A 16,157-nucleotide genomic window follows, 5' to 3' on the forward strand; every position below is an offset into this window, starting at 1 on the left:
AATTTCTTCTAATAAAAGATAAGAGCAAATTGTAACTACAAAGCTCCTATATTTGAGTAAAGGCAATATAAACTAACAATTAGAAACAAAAACAACTCAAACACTTAAATTCTGAATTATAATAACACTCTTTATTTCATTTTCACCTCTTAGCCTTACCATTTAAATTGCACCAAAAACTCGTGAGAGTTGCGCGACTGTAAATTCATATGGGTTTGAAAATAGCTCTCAAAACCATAGCCTATAGATACATAATAGTTAGGAATATTAAATAATACATAAGCATTCACAGCTTTATCTGTGCGATAAGTAACCCCTAATTCTGCTCGTTCCAAAAAGTTTCCTGCTACTGTAATATCGGTCGAGGGATATTCGCCTTTGGCTAAGCGCATCTGCAAACGCGGTTTAATAGTAAAATCGGGAGTAAGACGCCAGTAATAGCCTGCTATAGTATAGAAGTACATCGTTTCAGCTAAAGAAGTCATTTGGTCGTTATCCATTCGCACCCTATCGGTAGCAAGCATATTAGGGATAGAAAAACCTACGTAAAAGTTAGGGTGGTCATAATACAGCCCTGCCCCAAAGTTAGTCTGGAATTTTCCTGAAATGGTTTGCAAATAAGGGTCGTAATAATAAGTAGGGTGCATACGTGTGCCATTAGGGTAATATTGGTTATACAAGCCGTTGTAATACGTCATATCACTGCCGTCTATATTATAGAAATCACCGCCAAATTTAATTCCTCCTATCAATCGCGAGTTGTACGAAATGGGTATTGCATACGAGAAATCAGCGTAAATGCCTGCTTGTTTCTGTATAAACACTTTGTTGCTTGCCAATGAAAAACCTAACCCCACGCGGTCACTCAAACGATGCGTAGTAAAAAGGATTTGTGTTTGTGGGGCTTCGGTCATTCCTCGCCACTGGTTGCGTATATCCACCGAAATAGTGTGTCCAAACTCCATTCCCACTGCCGCTGGGTTTATTAGGTTTTCGTGTTGTTGATAAAAAATGTATGTAGGGTCTGTAGCTTGTGCGTGCAAAGCACTTGTGCCTATTACCAACATACTTAATAATATCTTTTTCATAGGATTCTGTGTTTTTCTCTTCTTAATAATTAATGTAAATCCAAAGTTGTTTCTTGTTCTTTTCACTGCCGTCAATGCTGAAAATAGCTACATAGGAACCTTGTGGCACTAAGGTACCATCAGATTTCTTTCCGTCCCATTGGTTCTTATACCTGTGAGCCGAGTATACTAATTGCCCTAAGGTATTGAATATATACAGGGTGTTATTAGGGTATCGTTCAGCGCGCGCTATCACATAAGTATCATTCACCCCATCGCCATTAGGAGTAAAAGCGTTGGAGATAAGCACATAATCCACCTGTGGGTCTTGTGCATTCGGGATTCCGTCGCCATCTACATCGTCATCACAAGCGTCGCCTATACCGTCATCGTCTAAATCAGCTTGGTCTGGATTGTATACATTAGGACAATTATCTTGGTCATTTAAGAAACCATCTCCATCTATATCGTTATCGCAAGCATCTCCTATACCATCGTTGTCAGTGTCTTGTTGGGTAGTGTTAGACACGGTAGGACAGTTATCCAAAACATTTAAAATCCCATCACCGTCCATATCGTCATCACAAACATCGCCTACACCGTCATTATCAGCATCAGCTTGGTCAGGGTTGGCTACAGTCGGACAGTTATCCATACGCGAAGGTATGCCGTCATTATCCACATCGTCATCTTCTTTTACGATGATATTCCCTGCATTCACTGCCAAAAATAGGTTCTCTTCAGCTTTCACCATAAACCTTCCTTGCTGCGTTTTAATAGCATCAGGCACGCTTATTTCAGCTTTCCCATTATTGGGTAAGCCCGTAGCTAAGGTATGCGAAAAAGTAGCTCCTCCGTCAGTCGAAAAGAGTATTTTCACTTTTTCGGCGTTCACAGGTGCTTTATCAGTGTTAGCTACATCCCACTGCAAACTTACTTTTTGTCCTACATACCAGGTGCTTTGCTCGGTATGCGAACTCACTTTAAACGGACCTGCGTCTGCACTCACTACCACATCAATGGTTTTATAAGCTGTATTTCCTGTTTGATTGCTTGCTAAAGGACGGTCGATAACCATAAAAGTCCAATGCAAGGTACGCCCTATGTTGAGCACTGTTTCCCAAGCATCTCCTTTTTTAGGTTTTTGCTGGGTGAGCGTTCCCGCTACTATACGCTCCAAACGCGGGATATAGCGATATGATTGTGCTGAGGGTTTCATAGAGCGTGCCGTAGCTCCTGAACGTATTGTAGGTGAAAAATAATAATTACCCGTTTCTGTATAATTGTCGCTTTCTTCCCACGTATAAAGCAATGCATCGCCATCAGCATCGGTAGCAGTACCTTCTAATAAATAGGCAGTTCCATACGGAATAGTATAACTTTTCAAGTCGGGTATCTCAGGAGGGGTATTGCCCGTAGAAATTTCGGTAGCACAAGACTTGCCTTGTAGGTTATCTGTAATGTCGTAAATAGTGCGGTGATGAAAATAAGGGTCAGCATTCTGTTGCACATCATAATATCGCGTAACTCCTGCGTAGCTCATAATAGTAGTACCACTCCCTGGTTCCATCTGCGACCCCGACCCATCTTCTCTGCGATAAGAAAAAGTATGCCGTGCCCCCAGTTGATGTCCTATCTCGTGAGCTACCACATCTATATCAAAAGCACTTCTATTGCGTACGTAAGCAAACGGATAAGACGAAAATCCCTGTCCCTTGAGGTCGTTGGTACACACGCACCCTATACAACCTGCATTACCTCCTTCTGCGGCATTGTGAAACAACTGCCCTATATCATAATTAGCATTACCTATCTTGTTGTCCAAAACTTCTTGCAGTACACTAGCTTTATTCTCGTACCATTCTTTTTCGTAGTTAATACCCGTAAAAGGGTCAGTATCTTTAGTCTCATATACTATACTATCGTCCGAAACTAACTGAAAAACAATCGACAGCTGTTGCCCATAGACCTCATTTACACGGTTTAGCGTACTGACTATTTGGGCAAAAGCTGAAGCCTTCCCCCAGAAATAATCAGTATATTCGTGGGTGCAAGCAATTGCAATGCGAAAAGTACGTTGCATAGGTTTAGTCTGAAATGAAGGGCGTTGAGCCGCTTTACTTTCCTGCAAAAGAGTAGGCACATCTAATGTTTTACAGTCTATGAATGCTTTTTCAACATCCTTACGACGATAAACCCTGTAATAAACACCTTCTTTATCTTCTGCTTCTATAAACGAATAGCTCAACTCTTCTTCCATAATAGCATCAAGCCCATAATCGCTCCACGTAAAACGAATATGTTTAGAGGGGTCGGTTACTGATTTACCCACAAAAGTTTTAATAGAAGGATATTTGCGTGCAACTGCTTCCGAAAGAACCTGCGTAGGTGCAATGCGATAAGTAATGAGTGTTCCGTTGGCATCAGGTATCTGAACGGTAGCCTCACTGCGTCTACTATCGGTTTCCAAAGCACGTGCAAACGCCTTTTTATTCAGTGTAAAATACTGATAATTTGGGTTATTAGTAGTTACTGCTGCACTGCGCTGAGTCGAGAAATCAGCTTTGCGCCAATAATTCTGTGCCGACCCTTGCAACACCACCAAAATAAATAACCAAAAAATACTATTGTAATTGCTATATCTCAATGTTTAATTCTTTATATATTTTTAATTTCTTTTGCTTCCTCACTTAATATTCACCCAAAAAAATCACTGTCACGTCCTAAAAAAGGTTGTCATAATTAATTATTGTTTTATTAGTCAAATTTTCTCATCTCCCCATTTTCCCATTCCCTCATTTTCTCATTTCCTCATTTGCTAATTAATCCGCCTCCACACACCCAGCTGTGAGCTCTCACTGGCTTTACCTTTTACCTTTTACGTCTTACCTTTTATCTCCCCGTGTGGCTCGCACTATAGTACTCAAACGCCTCGTAAATCTCTTCCTCAGGCACTACACAATCCGTTTTAGGCTTACCTATCTGCTCCAAAAGCACAAAGTGTACTCTGCCCGCTACATTCTTCTTGTCAAAACGCATCAACTCACAAATATCCTCAATATCCTCTTTATGAAAAGTTTGTTTGCTGAAATACTCACCCAATACGCTTTTCACCTCATCGCATTTATCCTTAGGGAAGCCTAACTTTTTCACCGATAGGTAAGTAGCCAACACTATTCCTATCGCAATAGCCTCTCCGTGCAACAAACATTGGCGATTAGGGTTTTCCAAGCAATACGACTCGATAGCGTGCCCCAGCGTATGACCGTAATTCAGTATTTTTCTCAATCCACATTCTTTCGGGTCTTGCATTACCACCTCGTTCTTTATTACCACCGATTCGTGAATAAGGCTGTCTAAATCAGCTAACGAAAGGCTTCTCAAATCACACATTTTGTTCCAATAAGCCTCCGAACGAATAAGTCCGTGCTTAAACATCTCTGCCATTCCGCTACGCAATTCCTCAGCAGGTAACGTTCCTAAATATTGCGAGTCTATCACCACCCCCAACGGATTGTTTATCACTCCTACAAGATTTTTCAAAGGGCCTAAATCCACCCCCGTCTTCCCCCCTACCGAGGCATCTACCATTGCCAGTAAACTCGTCGGCACATTAATAAAGGGCACTCCGCGCATATAGGTAGAAGCCACAAAGCCTCCTAAATCGGTTACCACTCCTCCTCCTACGTTTATGAGCAAGCTCTTGCGGTCGGCTCCTAATTCCGAAAGTGCGTGCCACACTTGCGTACAAGTATCGAGGTTTTTATGCAGTTCTCCCGCTTCTATTTCTATAATTTCTATCGGAATATCAGTAATGAGAGTAGGTAAAAACACAGGCAAACATTTTTCATTGGTATGACTGTCCACCAACAAAAACAGCTTCGAAGGACGTTTTTCCGCAACTATTCGATTGATAAAATCAGTTCCTTCCTCATTAAAATAAACGTTGTAATTTCCAGCTCTGATAACATTTGCTTCCATCAGTACAGAATTTTTGGCAAAAGTAGTAAAATAATAACAATTGTACAAATTCCCCCTTTCAGCACCAAAAGACCGTCATTTACACAACACATTTATTCCTTCCATTCACCTTACATTCATCTTACATTTATTGTTTCTTCGTCCATTCTTCGTCCATTCTTCGTTATTCCTTCGTTATTCCTTCGTTTATTCATCACTGTTGCCCCATTGTAGACCCACTGTAGACCCACTGTAGACCCACTGTAGAGCCACTGTAGAGCCACTGTAGAGCCACTGTAGAGCCACTCATTGTTCGATTATCCTATAAGCTTTGTATAATCCTCTCCCAATTTCACCATTAACCATTAATCATTAACTACAAGCCTTCTTTCAACTATTGTTCGTTCATTCTTTACCTACCCTTGTGGCTCACACCACACTGTACCAAATTTGCTAATTGATAAATTATTCTTACCTTTGCCTCTCAAAAATAAACTATAATGGAAGTAAGCAAACGTTATGCACAACGCGGAGTTTCGGCAGCCAAAGACGAAGTGCATAAAGCTATCAAAAATATCAATAAAGGATTATTCCCCAAAGCCTTTTGTAAAATAGTCCCCGATTACCTTACGGGCGACGACAACTATTGTCTTGTAATGCACGCCGATGGTGCCGGCACCAAGTCGGCTTTGGCATATATGTATTGGAAAGAAACCGGTGACCTAAGCGTATGGAAAGGCATTGCACAAGATGCCCTCATAATGAACATAGACGATTTATTGTGCGTGGGAGCAGTCGATAATATTATGCTTTCGTCCACCATTGGGCGCAATAAAAACCTCATTCCTGCGGAAGTCATTTCAGCTATTATCAACGGAACAGAAGAGCTGATTGCAGAACTCTCTGCCTTTGGAGTGCATATCCATTCTACAGGAGGAGAAACTGCCGATGTAGGTGATTTAGTGCGCACTATCATTGTCGATTCTACCGTTACAGCGCGCGTAGAACGCCGTAAAGTGATTGATAACGCAAATATCAAAGCGGGCAATGTGATTGTAGGACTCGCCTCCTACGGTCAAGCTACCTACGAAAACCAATACAATGGCGGTATGGGTAGCAACGGACTCACCTCAGCGCGTCACGATGTGTTTGCAAAAGTATTAGCACACAAATACCCCGAAAGTTTCGATGCCTCTGTCCCCAGTGAGCTCGTATATGCTGGCACGAAACAACTTACCGACAAGGTAATTGGCAGTCCGTTAAACGCTGGCAAACTCGTTCTCTCTCCTACCCGTACCTATGCACCCATCATCAAGAAGATATTAGAAAAGTACAACAATACCCAAATATGTGGAATGGTGCATTGCAGTGGAGGCGCACAAACTAAAATATTGCACTTTGTAGATAACTTACATATTATCAAAGACAACCTTTTCCCTACCCCTCCCCTTTTCAAACTCATTCAAGAAGAATCTAACACCGATTGGAAAGAGATGTACCAGGTGTTCAACTGTGGGCATCGTATGGAGCTCTATGTAGAGGAAGCCATTGCAGAAGATATTATCACTATTGCAAAATCATTTAATGTAGAAGCACAAATCATAGGTAGAGTAGCTTCATCAGATAATAAATGTCTCACTATAAAAAGCGAATATGGTACTTTTGAATACTAAATTAAACATACGAACTGATGTACGATGGGCATTCACCTATTTCGTTATAGTAGTGTGCTTGGGTATCTTTATGCGCTCGGTACAAGTAGTGGACTATCCTTTCGATTTCAATTATCGAAATATCGTGCATACTCATTCGCATTTAGCACTTTTAGGGTTTGTATACGTACTGCTCTCGGCTATTTTAGTGCGAACTTTCATTCCTCTTAACGCTCAACTTCACAAACGTTACCGATGGCTGTTCTACATCACTCAGTTATCGGTATTAGGTATGTTATGTAGCTTTCCTTTTCAAGGATATGGGGCTGTTTCTATCAGTTTTTCATCAGTGTTTATCTTCTGTACCTATTTTTTTGCGAAGTTTTTTATGAAGTATGCCACTTCCCCTTTTGTAAAAATGGGAATTTGGTATCTTATCCTATCGAGTTTGGGAATATGGCTAATGCCCGTAACCATAGTGAAATATGGCAAGTTCTCTGATATGTATATGTGTGCCATTGCCTTCTTTTTGCACTTTCAATACAATGGTTTTATGCTCAGTAGCCTAATGGGACTCTTTATAAAAAAATACGGTTGGGACGTTCAATATCCTCAGCTCATCAAGCGTGTATTCATTCTGTTTCAAGCGGGAATTATAGGTTCGCTTTTCATCTCTTGGGTAGGCTATTTTAGCTATCCTATTTACTATATCGTAGGAGGAACTTCGGTGCTTATTTGGCTCATTGCGGTAGTGATGATATTGCGTTTATACCTAAAAACTCAACCTAAGAGTTTTTTAGCTACGGTTTTTATCAGTTTCTTTATCGCCAAAGTAGTGATGATGTTCACAGGTGCTTTCCCTGTTCTTACGCCTTATTTGTTTAAAAACATCGACCTGTTGATAAGTTACTTGCACTTTAATTTTCTAGGGATTGTAACCATAGGTCTCTTGCTGTTTTTAGAAGAAGTATACAAAGTAAACCGATGGCTCGTTTATTTGTTTCTTTTTGCTTTTATCACCACCGAGATACTCATCACCTACAAAGGCTTTTCAGTAATTGTAAACTATCCTATTTTCAGTAATTTTTATGAATGGTTATGGGCATTCACTGCTCTTTTTTACTTTCCCGCAATAGGGTGGTTCATCGGTAGTTTTAAAATAAAATAAAGTAGAAAGTTTCGTTTTTCCAATATAAATACTACTTTTGCAAATTGGTTAGTGCAATTAGGCACATCTTTTGATATAATAACAGAACGTTTAAAGTTAATAACGAAGTTTATGAATAAAACAAAAATTTGGTCAGTACTTGTAATATTGTTGTTCACGACTCCCTTTTTTGCCCAAAACAATGAGCGCAGAAAGGTAGATGGTGTAGCAGCGGTAGTAGGTGATTATTTGATTTTAGAATCAGATATCGACAAGGCGTATATTGATTTGCAACAGCAAGAGGTAGACACTCGTGAAATCAACCGTTGCCAGATGCTCGGCAAACTGATGGAGGACAAACTCTACGCTCACCAAGCTGTGCAAGACAGTGTGAAGCTCACCGATAGCGAAGTACGTGACCAAGTGAACCAACGTATTGAGTTTTTGACCGCTCAGTTAGGTGGCGACATTAAGAAACTTTTAGAGTTCTATAAAAAAGACGACGAACAATCTATGCGCGACGAGCTTTTCAACCTCCTAAAAGTGAGTATGCTCGCTCAGCGTATGAAACAACAAATTATAAAAGATATAGAAGTAACTCCTGAGGAAGTACGTACTTTCTTCAACGCTATTCCAGCCGATGAACGTCCGCACTTTGGTACTGAATTAGAAATCGCTCAAATTGTAGTCAATCCTGTAGCTCCCAAGAGTTCGGTACAAAAAGTAATAAACCAACTCAACGATATTAAAAAAGATGTAGAGGAAAACGGTATGAGTTTTTCTACCAAAGCCATTCTCTACTCCCAAGACCGCGCTACTGGCGGACAAGTACTCACCTTCAACCGTAACTCTGCTTTTGATAAAGCTTTTAAAGACGTAGCCTTCACTCTGCGGGAAGGAGAAATATCTAAGCCCTTTGAGTCTAGCTTCGGTTGGCATATTATCCAAATGGACAAGATTCGCGGTAAGGAAGTGAGTGTACGACACATCTTGTTAATGCCTGAAATTCCTCAAGAAGCTCTCAACGAAGCTAAAGAGAAGATAGCCAAAATACGCGACCGCATTGTAAACAAAGAGGTTACTTTCGACGAGGCTGCACGTAATTTCTCCGATGAAAAAGAAACCCGCAACGATGGCGGTCAGCTTATCAACCCCGAAGACCTTTCTACTCGTTTCGAGCTTACCCGTATAGAGCCTACACTTTACGCTCGCATTTCAGACCTTAAAGACAATGAGGTATCAGTACCTTTCCTCGACGAAGATAGAACTGGTAAAAAAACTTATAAGATTTACCAAATCACCAACCGTATTGAGGAACACCAAGCCGACTTTGTAAAGGATTACGTAAAGATACAAGATTTAGCTCTGAAAGAAAAACAACTGAAAGCCATCAGTAAGTGGATGAAAGAACATATCGAGAAAACTTACATTTCAGTAAACGGAGAATACAAGAACTGTAAGTTTGAAAACAATTGGCTTAAGAAATAATTAGTAAATAGTGAAAAGCAAGTTTTGTTTTTCACTATTTTTTATTACTTTTGCCTCATCAATGTTTATATAGCTCAGTATATGATTTCCGTTTACAAACTAAAACCTAAATTTCAGCAGTTGCTACACCCTATCTTGCTGTTCTTGCATCGTAAGAAAGTAACTGCAAACCAAATAACGATAGTTGCTATTTTGTTTTCTTTAATAATTGGAGTGCTCTTTTGGCAAGCCTCTGAATGTCGTTACTTCTTCTTAGCCTTACCTATAGGCTTACTCTTGCGTATGATTCTCAATGCACTCGACGGAATGATGGCTCGCGAGTTCCAGCAAACCACTTATTTAGGTGAAATCCTCAACGAATTAGGTGATGTGATTTCCGATGTGTTCATCTTCTTCCCTTTGCTGAAATATCACCCCGAAAGCCTTTATTTAGTAGTTATTTTTATTGTGCTCAGCGTTCTCAATGAATTTGCAGGCGTAATGGGCAAAGTGTTAGGCGGTGAAAGACGCTATGAAGGACCTATGGGTAAAAGCGACCGTGCCTTACTAATAGGCATTTACGGACTTTTAGCTTTCTTGAGCGTTTCTATCACTTCCTACTCAGCGATTGTCTTCGGGATTATAATTGCTTTACTGTCCCTCAGCACCTTTATTCGTCTCAAAAAAGGACTTTATGCCCAACACTAATAGCCATAGTAAGTTTGCCGATGTACCTCTTCGCATTAGGAGTTGGGTATTCATTATTGCTGTCTTCGCAGGGGCTGTATATAATAAACTTACGATGCGTATTTTTATATGTTGGGTGAGTTTTCAATGTTTAAAGGAGTTAGGACAGCTCTTTTCTTTCAATACCCGTTACTTACCTATTGTTATTGCTATACTACAAGGCGTTTTACTTTTCTGTTTTCCTCATTATCAAATTTATTTATTAGGGGCTATAGTTCTGCTCATTATTTCAGTTTTAGGAACTTTCTTTGTAGCCAAAAACGAAGCACCTTATATAGCCCTCTCTTTGGGTATGGTTCTATTTGCTTATCCACATTTGTTTTTTTTGTTTTCAGTACCTAACGGCTTACTATGGGTTATCTTTTTGGTTGTTTCCACCGAACTGAACGACGTGTTTCAATACTTATCAGGTAAATGCCTTGGCAAACGGAAAATACTGCCCGAGGTGAGTCCAAATAAAACTATAGCAGGTTGCGTAGGAGGAATTTTACTCACACCTTTAGTAAGCGTGTGTTTGGCGTATGTGCTCGGTTTGCAATCGTCCCTTCACACGTGGTTGCTCTTAGGGGTAGCTATTAGCTTTTTCGGTTTTTGGGGTGATGTATGTATTTCCTTTCTCAAACGCAAAGCAGGCGTAAAGGATACTGGCAACCTTATTCCTGGTCACGGCGGACTTTTAGACCGTATGGATAGCCTTTTGTTTAACAGTATATGGTTCTTTCTATGGGTACAGTGAAAACATTCCATCGCTCCTTAGTCTTCTCAGGAGGAGGTACACGTTTTGCCCTTTATGGCGGTATGTACAATGCTTTAGATGATTTAGGCAAAACTCCTTCGCTACTGATAGCCTCTTGTGGAGGTGCTTTTGCAACTCTAATCATCAACGCTTTTCCTACACATACTGCTCGCAAAGCCTACCTGCAATCCGAAGAATTTTATAACTTCATCAAGAGCCTTTCTCTCACCCCTTATAGTCAATTATACCGTATAGGCTTTTTAGCTCTAAAAAAACAATACGACAAGAGGCACGCTCCTTATATTGAAGATGTGTCTCATCGCTATTTGGTAACAATGGCACAAGACCTTTCTAACCTATTACCGAGTCTCGCCAAAGTGCACTTCTCCTCTGCCCTACCTACTATTATTGTCGGTTCTAAAATGTTATTCACTCCTGATGAATGTGGCAAACGGAGAGGGGCTCGTAAGCTTTACCAAAAAGTACTCTTTACCGATACAGAAACTGCAAGACATATAAATCTGCAAGCCATTCAAATCTCTTCTGATAACTATTTACAATCGGCAGTTGCTAAAGATATTTTCCTTAAAACAGAGATACCAATGCTCACTGCTGTCCGCATTTCAATTTCTGATATGTTCTACGTAGCTCCGGTGAATATAGCAGATAATGTATTTGCAGGAGGCGCAATAGATTTACTACCTATAGAATTAGCAAATGCTCTTTCGCAAGAAGTGATAAGAGAGGAAAAACAGCCTTATAGTTCTACTGAAGAAGCGTTAGTGCGTGCAGTTTTAGGTTTTAGTGGCAACGAGCGTTTAGCCGAAGTAGCACAATATCCCGCTCGGCTCATCAATACCCGCGATGCTACTATGGTCTTAAAACGATTTTACTCAGAGAAGTATATCAACTGGAAGCGATGTACGGTAGGTATTCACTTCCCAAAAAACTACGCTCACTATCGTGAACAAATAGAAAAACAATGGAACTACGGTTATCAAACTACAATAAACGCTTTTAAACAATGAATGTATTTATCATAGGAGGCACCTCAGGCATAGGGTTAGCATTGGCAAGCTATTATCACCTACAAGGCAATCGCGTAGGCGTATGTGGAAGAGATTTGCAAAAGCTCACTGATGAATCGCGTTTTGAGAAGTACCAAGCCGATGTAAGCAATATAGTGCAATTACAAAACGTTATACAGCAATTCGTAGGTGAGAGGGCTTTGTCGTTGCTCATCAATTGTGCAGGTAGTTATGCTGAAGATGTAGCAGATGATATTAGCTATGAAGAGGCTGTGGCAATGCTTCAAACCAATATTATGGGAGCTGTGAACTGCTTAGAAGTTGGACGAAAAGCAATGTGCCACACAGGCGGACAGATAGTCTTACTCGCTTCTATTTCAGGTATTTTAGACTACCCCGAGTCAAGCCTATACACCAAGACCAAGCGTAGTGTGATACAAATAGCCGATGCTTATCGCCGTGCTTTGCGTCCGTATGGAATCGCAATTACTACCATTGCTCCAGGCTATGTAGATACCCAAAAACTACGCGACCTCAACCACAACGACCTCTCTAAGAAACCTTTTCTTGTAACCGAAGCCCAAGCTGTGAGGGAAATCACACAAGCTATTACTGAAAAGAAAGCATTGCTTCTATTCCCAAAACAAATGAAATGGTTAATGCGCTTCCTCTCATATATGCCCTCTTTCCTACTTTCAAAGATAATGTATAAGAAAGCTCATTATATGAAGAAATAAAATTTATTATCCTTCCGTTGTTGCTTTTGTCTTTAAAAATTGTACCTTTGCGGTATTAAAAATTTAAAACTAAAGAAATACAATGAATATCCAGCAACTTACCGACCTTACTACGCAGGTGCGTAGAGATATCCTCAGAATGGTTCACAATGTAAATTCAGGTCACCCAGGGGGCTCTTTGGGTTGCGCTGAATTTCTTGTATGCCTCTACAACGAGGTAATGGACATCAAACTACCTTTCTCTATGGAAGGTAAAAACGAGGACTTATTCTTCCTCTCTAACGGACATATATCGCCAGTGTTTTACAGTGTATTAGCACGACGTGGGTTCTTTCCAGTAAGTGAACTGAACACTTTCCGCTTGCTCAATTCTCGCTTACAAGGACACCCTACACCTCACGAAGGGTTGGAAGGTGTGCGCGTGGCTTCGGGTTCATTGGGACAAGGGCTTTCAGTAGCGATTGGGGTGGCTTTAGCTAAAAAACTCAACGGCGATAACCACTTGGTATATACCCTCCACGGCGATGGTGAACTGCAAGAAGGGCAAATATGGGAAGCGGCAATGTATGCCGGGGGTAAAGGAGTGGACAACCTCATCGCTACTATAGACTACAACCTCAAACAGATTGATGGACCTACTGATAAAGTAATGCCTTTGGGCAACCTTCGCGCCAAATGGGAAGCCTTTGGTTGGCAAGTAATCGATATTGAAAAGGGTAACGATATCGCCTCTATCTTAAAAGGATTGGCAGATGCAAAAGCTTTAACCGGCAAAGGCAAACCCGTGTGTATCTTACTCCATACCGAAATGGGTAATGGGGTAGACTTTATGATGGGCACTCACGCTTGGCACGGCAAGGCTCCTAACGACGAGCAATTAGCCAAAGGCTTGGCACAGAATCCTGAAACTTTAGGAGACTACTAATAAAGATTAAAAGAGCAAATCAGCTTATCGCTACGAAAGTAGAGGAAAGTCTGGACACCACAGAGCATCATAGCGGGTAACACCCGTCCGCCGTGAGGCGAGGACAAGTGCAACAGAAAGAATGTATGGGTAATGCCATAGTGAAATCAGGTAAACTCTATGAGGTGCAACGTCGCGTAAACCAGCGTTTGAGGGTTGCTCGCCCGATGTTGGAGGGTAGGCGGTTAGAGCTAATGAGCAATCATTAACCGAGATAAATGATAAGCACCTGCTCGGTAAGAGTAGGTACAGAATCCGGCTTATGATTTGCTCTTTTTTATACCCAAAAAGCCAAAGAGCTGTCCTCTTTTGAGGACAGCTCTTTGGCTTTTTCAAGTTTATTTTGTAAATTATCGCTTGTCTCTTAATGACCAACCGGTTTTAAGTCCAATGATGAAGTATACCAATAGCAATTCACCTATTGCTAAGAGTATATCACCTGGAATGCGTAACCAACGTATGGTTTGCATCAAATCGGTGTGCATAAACTCCTCAGAACGCGCTGACCAATAGCCGTTTTGAATAGCTTCTACTGCTTGCATAATACCTATAGGAAGTAAGCTTCCTACCAACATCACGAGCAACCCTATATTTATCAACCAGAATGCCCAACCAAGAATCTTGTTATTCCAGTGACGATCAGGATACAAACCGCGAAGCACAAACAAGATAAGTCCAATACCAAGGATACCATATACCCCAAAGAGGGCTGCGTGTCCGTGAACTGCCGTAGTGTTCAATCCTTGAATGTAGTACAAGGCAATAGGCGGGTTAATAGCAAAACCAAAGATTCCTGCCCCAAGGAAGTTCCAGAAACACATCGCAATAAAGCAATAGATAGGCCATTTGTAGGCTTTTATCCACTCAGTAGATTTAGAAATCTTGTAGTTGTGATAAGCCTCATATCCTATGAGTACCAAAGGCACAATCTCCAAAGCACTAAAAGTAGCTCCTAAGGCTAATACACCCGTAGGGGTAGCACTAAAATACAAGTGGTGGAATGTACCCAATATACCCCCTGCTAAGAATACAATAGTAGAGAACAATACTGAGGCACTCGCCACTTTCAAGCGTAACAAGCCCATACGTGAGAACAAGAAAGCAGCCACTACGGTAGCAAATACTTCAAAGAAGCCTTCTACCCAAAGGTGAACTACCCACCAACGCCAATATTCGGCAATAGCCATATGTGTTTGGCGACCGTACATCAAGCCTGCTCCATAGAAAGCGGCAATAGCAATAGAAGCTAACACAAAAAGCAATAACAAATGGCGGTTTTCGTCTTTCTTTCGTAAAGCAGGTAATAAAGCTCTTACCATCAAGAACAACCACAAGAATAAGCCTACAAGCAATAGTATTTGCCAAAAACGACCCAATTCTAGATATTCATAACCTTGATGTCCAAAGTAGAAGTTTTCTACTAAGCCTAATTTTTGCATCACGCCAAACCATTGTCCTGCCAAAGAACCTAACACCACTATCAGTAGGGCAATAAAGAGTATATTTACCCCCAATTTTTGATATTTAGGCTCGTGTCCTGATACCGCAGGAGCTATGTAAAGTCCTGTAGCCAGCCAAGAGGTTGCTATCCAGAAAATAGCCAACTGTACGTGCCAGCTACGCGAAATAGCCTGTGGAAATATCATATCAAGCGGAATGCCAAAGAAACCTCCTCCTTCTACACCATAGTGCGCTGTAATCACCCCTGCCACCATCTGTACCAAGATAAGTAACGATACTATCCAAATGTATTTAAGGGTAGCTTTCATTGAAGGTGTAGGTTTCATACCGCGCATTGGGTCTTCCGCAGGAAGATGTTCATTTTCTTCTTCCTCTTTGTTGCTTGCGTGATAATACACCAAGAGTCCCACCCCGAAAAGCAACATCAGTACGCTAAATCCTGACCACATTTGTAGTGAAGTCGAGGGGTGATTGCCTATCACAGGGTCATAAGGCCAGTTATTGGTATAGGTTACATCGCTATTAGGGCGATTAGTGCTACATACCCAAGAAGTCCACGTAAAGAATGCATTCATCTGTTGCATACGCACAGGGTCTTTGATAGCATTCTTCGGAATCGCATAATGAGTGCGCGTTTCACTTAGCGAAGGGTCGTCCATAAAGAGTTTGGTGTAATATGTAGCCAACTCTTTAGCCACCTGAGCACGCTCTGGCGAGAAGGTAATCACACCTGTTTCTTGGTTAAAGGTGTTCGTACGCAACTCTTTGCGCAACTGCACTTGGTACTTCGCTTGCTCATCTTCAGGTAGGTCTTTGTACACCTTACCGTCTTTCTGAGCAAAGAGCTCTAATAGCAATACCGATTCGCGGTGTAGATAATCAGCATTCCAGTCGGGTGCTATATAAGCACCGTGTCCCCAGATACTACCTACGGTTTGACCACCCATCGATTGCCAAACATTCTGACCATCTTTAATGTCTTGCCCTTCATAGAGCACTTCCCCATTGGTCGTTACAATCTTTTCGGGGAAAGGAGGTGCTGTACGGTATATTTCTATACCGAAGAGAATCAGCACAAGGAATGAAGCAGCCACTGTTGCCCCAAGCCAAATCCATAATTTCTTAGCTGTCATAAATAAAATATATTAGTGTTTTTGTAATTTCTGGGTGCAAATATATAAAAGATAATTG

At 41.1% G+C, this 16,157-nt stretch carries 12 protein-coding genes and 1 other RNA gene; 9 read left to right on the plus strand and 4 right to left on the minus strand.

The genetic code is table 11. From position 1 onward, the window contains the following. Positions 1 to 155 precede the first annotated feature (155 nt). The 3 genes from C3V44_RS04435 to aroB form a co-directional block, all read right to left on the minus strand. Positions 156 to 1,088: a PorP/SprF family type IX secretion system membrane protein gene (locus tag C3V44_RS04435; RefSeq protein ID WP_106095670.1), complete on the minus strand. Its 933-nt coding sequence runs from the start codon at positions 1,086 to 1,088 to the stop codon at positions 156 to 158. 22 nt (positions 1,089 to 1,110) lie between these two features. Next, positions 1,111 to 3,714 carry a thrombospondin type 3 repeat-containing protein gene (locus tag C3V44_RS04440; RefSeq protein WP_106095671.1) on the minus strand — a complete coding sequence of 868 codons (2,604 nt, stop codon included), beginning with the start codon at positions 3,712 to 3,714 and terminating at the stop codon, positions 1,111 to 1,113. A gap of 245 nt (positions 3,715 to 3,959) precedes the next feature. Further along, entirely contained in the window at positions 3,960 to 5,048 is a 1,089-nt protein-coding gene (gene aroB, locus C3V44_RS04445) for a 3-dehydroquinate synthase (RefSeq protein WP_106095672.1), read from the minus strand. A 479-nt stretch (positions 5,049 to 5,527) separates the two neighbouring features. On the opposite strand from aroB, the gene C3V44_RS04450 reads away from it, so the two are divergent. The 9 genes from C3V44_RS04450 (at position 5,528) to rnpB (ending at position 13,783) form a co-directional block, all read left to right on the plus strand. After that, positions 5,528 to 6,700, plus strand: coding sequence for an AIR synthase related protein (locus C3V44_RS04450; protein ID WP_106095673.1), 1,173 nt, complete (start codon positions 5,528 to 5,530; stop codon positions 6,698 to 6,700). Further along, positions 6,681 to 7,847 carry a hypothetical protein gene (locus C3V44_RS04455; protein ID WP_106095674.1) on the plus strand — a complete coding sequence of 389 codons (1,167 nt, stop codon included), beginning with the start codon at positions 6,681 to 6,683 and terminating at the stop codon, positions 7,845 to 7,847. Before C3V44_RS04450 ends, C3V44_RS04455 begins: the two co-directional genes overlap by 20 nt. Before the next feature lie 111 nt (positions 7,848 to 7,958). Then, positions 7,959 to 9,314 (plus strand): peptidylprolyl isomerase, encoded by a 1,356-nt coding sequence (locus tag C3V44_RS04460; RefSeq protein WP_106096624.1) that lies wholly within the window; start codon positions 7,959 to 7,961, stop codon positions 9,312 to 9,314. An 81-nt stretch (positions 9,315 to 9,395) separates the two neighbouring features. After that, positions 9,396 to 10,001, plus strand: a complete 606-nt coding sequence (locus C3V44_RS04465; protein WP_106095675.1) for a CDP-alcohol phosphatidyltransferase family protein — start codon at positions 9,396 to 9,398, stop codon at positions 9,999 to 10,001. Further along, a complete protein-coding gene (locus C3V44_RS04470; RefSeq protein WP_106095676.1) occupies positions 9,988 to 10,776 on the plus strand; it encodes a phosphatidate cytidylyltransferase in 789 nt (262 codons plus the stop codon). Before C3V44_RS04465 ends, C3V44_RS04470 begins: the two co-directional genes overlap by 14 nt. Continuing rightward, positions 10,752 to 11,804 (plus strand): patatin-like phospholipase family protein, encoded by a 1,053-nt coding sequence (locus C3V44_RS04475; protein ID WP_254425474.1) that lies wholly within the window; start codon positions 10,752 to 10,754, stop codon positions 11,802 to 11,804. Before C3V44_RS04470 ends, C3V44_RS04475 begins: the two co-directional genes overlap by 25 nt. Further along, on the plus strand, positions 11,801 to 12,541 hold the full coding sequence (locus tag C3V44_RS04480; RefSeq protein ID WP_106095678.1) for an SDR family oxidoreductase: 741 nt from the start codon (positions 11,801 to 11,803) through the stop codon (positions 12,539 to 12,541). Before C3V44_RS04475 ends, C3V44_RS04480 begins: the two co-directional genes overlap by 4 nt. An 82-nt stretch (positions 12,542 to 12,623) precedes the next feature. Beyond that, complete coding sequence (locus C3V44_RS04485; RefSeq protein ID WP_106095679.1) at positions 12,624 to 13,466, plus strand: transketolase; 843 nt, start codon at positions 12,624 to 12,626, stop codon at positions 13,464 to 13,466. Positions 13,467 to 13,477: 11 nt separating this feature from the next. Further along, positions 13,478 to 13,783, plus strand: an RNA gene (gene rnpB / locus C3V44_RS04490) — RNase P RNA component class A. A gap of 72 nt (positions 13,784 to 13,855) precedes the next feature. Here the strand turns inward: rnpB and C3V44_RS04495 are convergent. Beyond that, the gene (locus tag C3V44_RS04495; RefSeq protein WP_106095680.1) at positions 13,856 to 16,099 is read right to left on the minus strand and encodes a nitric-oxide reductase large subunit; all 2,244 of its coding nucleotides are present in this window, start codon (positions 16,097 to 16,099) and stop codon (positions 13,856 to 13,858) included. Between the last annotated feature and the right edge of the window lie 58 nt (positions 16,100 to 16,157).

It is taken from the genome of Capnocytophaga sp. oral taxon 864 (genome assembly GCF_002998835.1).
In the GTDB taxonomy this organism is placed as follows: domain Bacteria; phylum Bacteroidota; class Bacteroidia; order Flavobacteriales; family Flavobacteriaceae; genus Capnocytophaga; species Capnocytophaga ochracea.

Bases quoted from the DNA above. Each gene is read 5' to 3' on its own strand.
- C3V44_RS04465 (WP_106095675.1), top strand. From the start codon at position 9,396: ATGATTTCCGTTTACAAACTAAAACCTAAATTTCAGCAGTTGCTACAC.
- C3V44_RS04450 (WP_106095673.1), top strand. From the start codon at position 5,528: ATGGAAGTAAGCAAACGTTATGCACAACGCGGAGTTTCGGCAGCCAAA.
- C3V44_RS04435 (WP_106095670.1), bottom strand. From the start codon at position 1,088: ATGAAAAAGATATTATTAAGTATGTTGGTAATAGGCACAAGTGCTTTG.
- C3V44_RS04495 (WP_106095680.1), bottom strand. From the start codon at position 16,099: ATGACAGCTAAGAAATTATGGATTTGGCTTGGGGCAACAGTGGCTGCT.
- C3V44_RS04485 (WP_106095679.1), top strand. From the start codon at position 12,624: ATGAATATCCAGCAACTTACCGACCTTACTACGCAGGTGCGTAGAGAT.
- C3V44_RS04455 (WP_106095674.1), top strand. From the start codon at position 6,681: ATGGTACTTTTGAATACTAAATTAAACATACGAACTGATGTACGATGG.
- C3V44_RS04470 (WP_106095676.1), top strand. From the start codon at position 9,988: ATGCCCAACACTAATAGCCATAGTAAGTTTGCCGATGTACCTCTTCGC.
- C3V44_RS04475 (WP_254425474.1), top strand. From the start codon at position 10,752: ATGGTTCTTTCTATGGGTACAGTGAAAACATTCCATCGCTCCTTAGTC.
- C3V44_RS04460 (WP_106096624.1), top strand. From the start codon at position 7,959: ATGAATAAAACAAAAATTTGGTCAGTACTTGTAATATTGTTGTTCACG.
- aroB (WP_106095672.1), bottom strand. From the start codon at position 5,048: ATGGAAGCAAATGTTATCAGAGCTGGAAATTACAACGTTTATTTTAAT.
- C3V44_RS04480 (WP_106095678.1), top strand. From the start codon at position 11,801: ATGAATGTATTTATCATAGGAGGCACCTCAGGCATAGGGTTAGCATTG.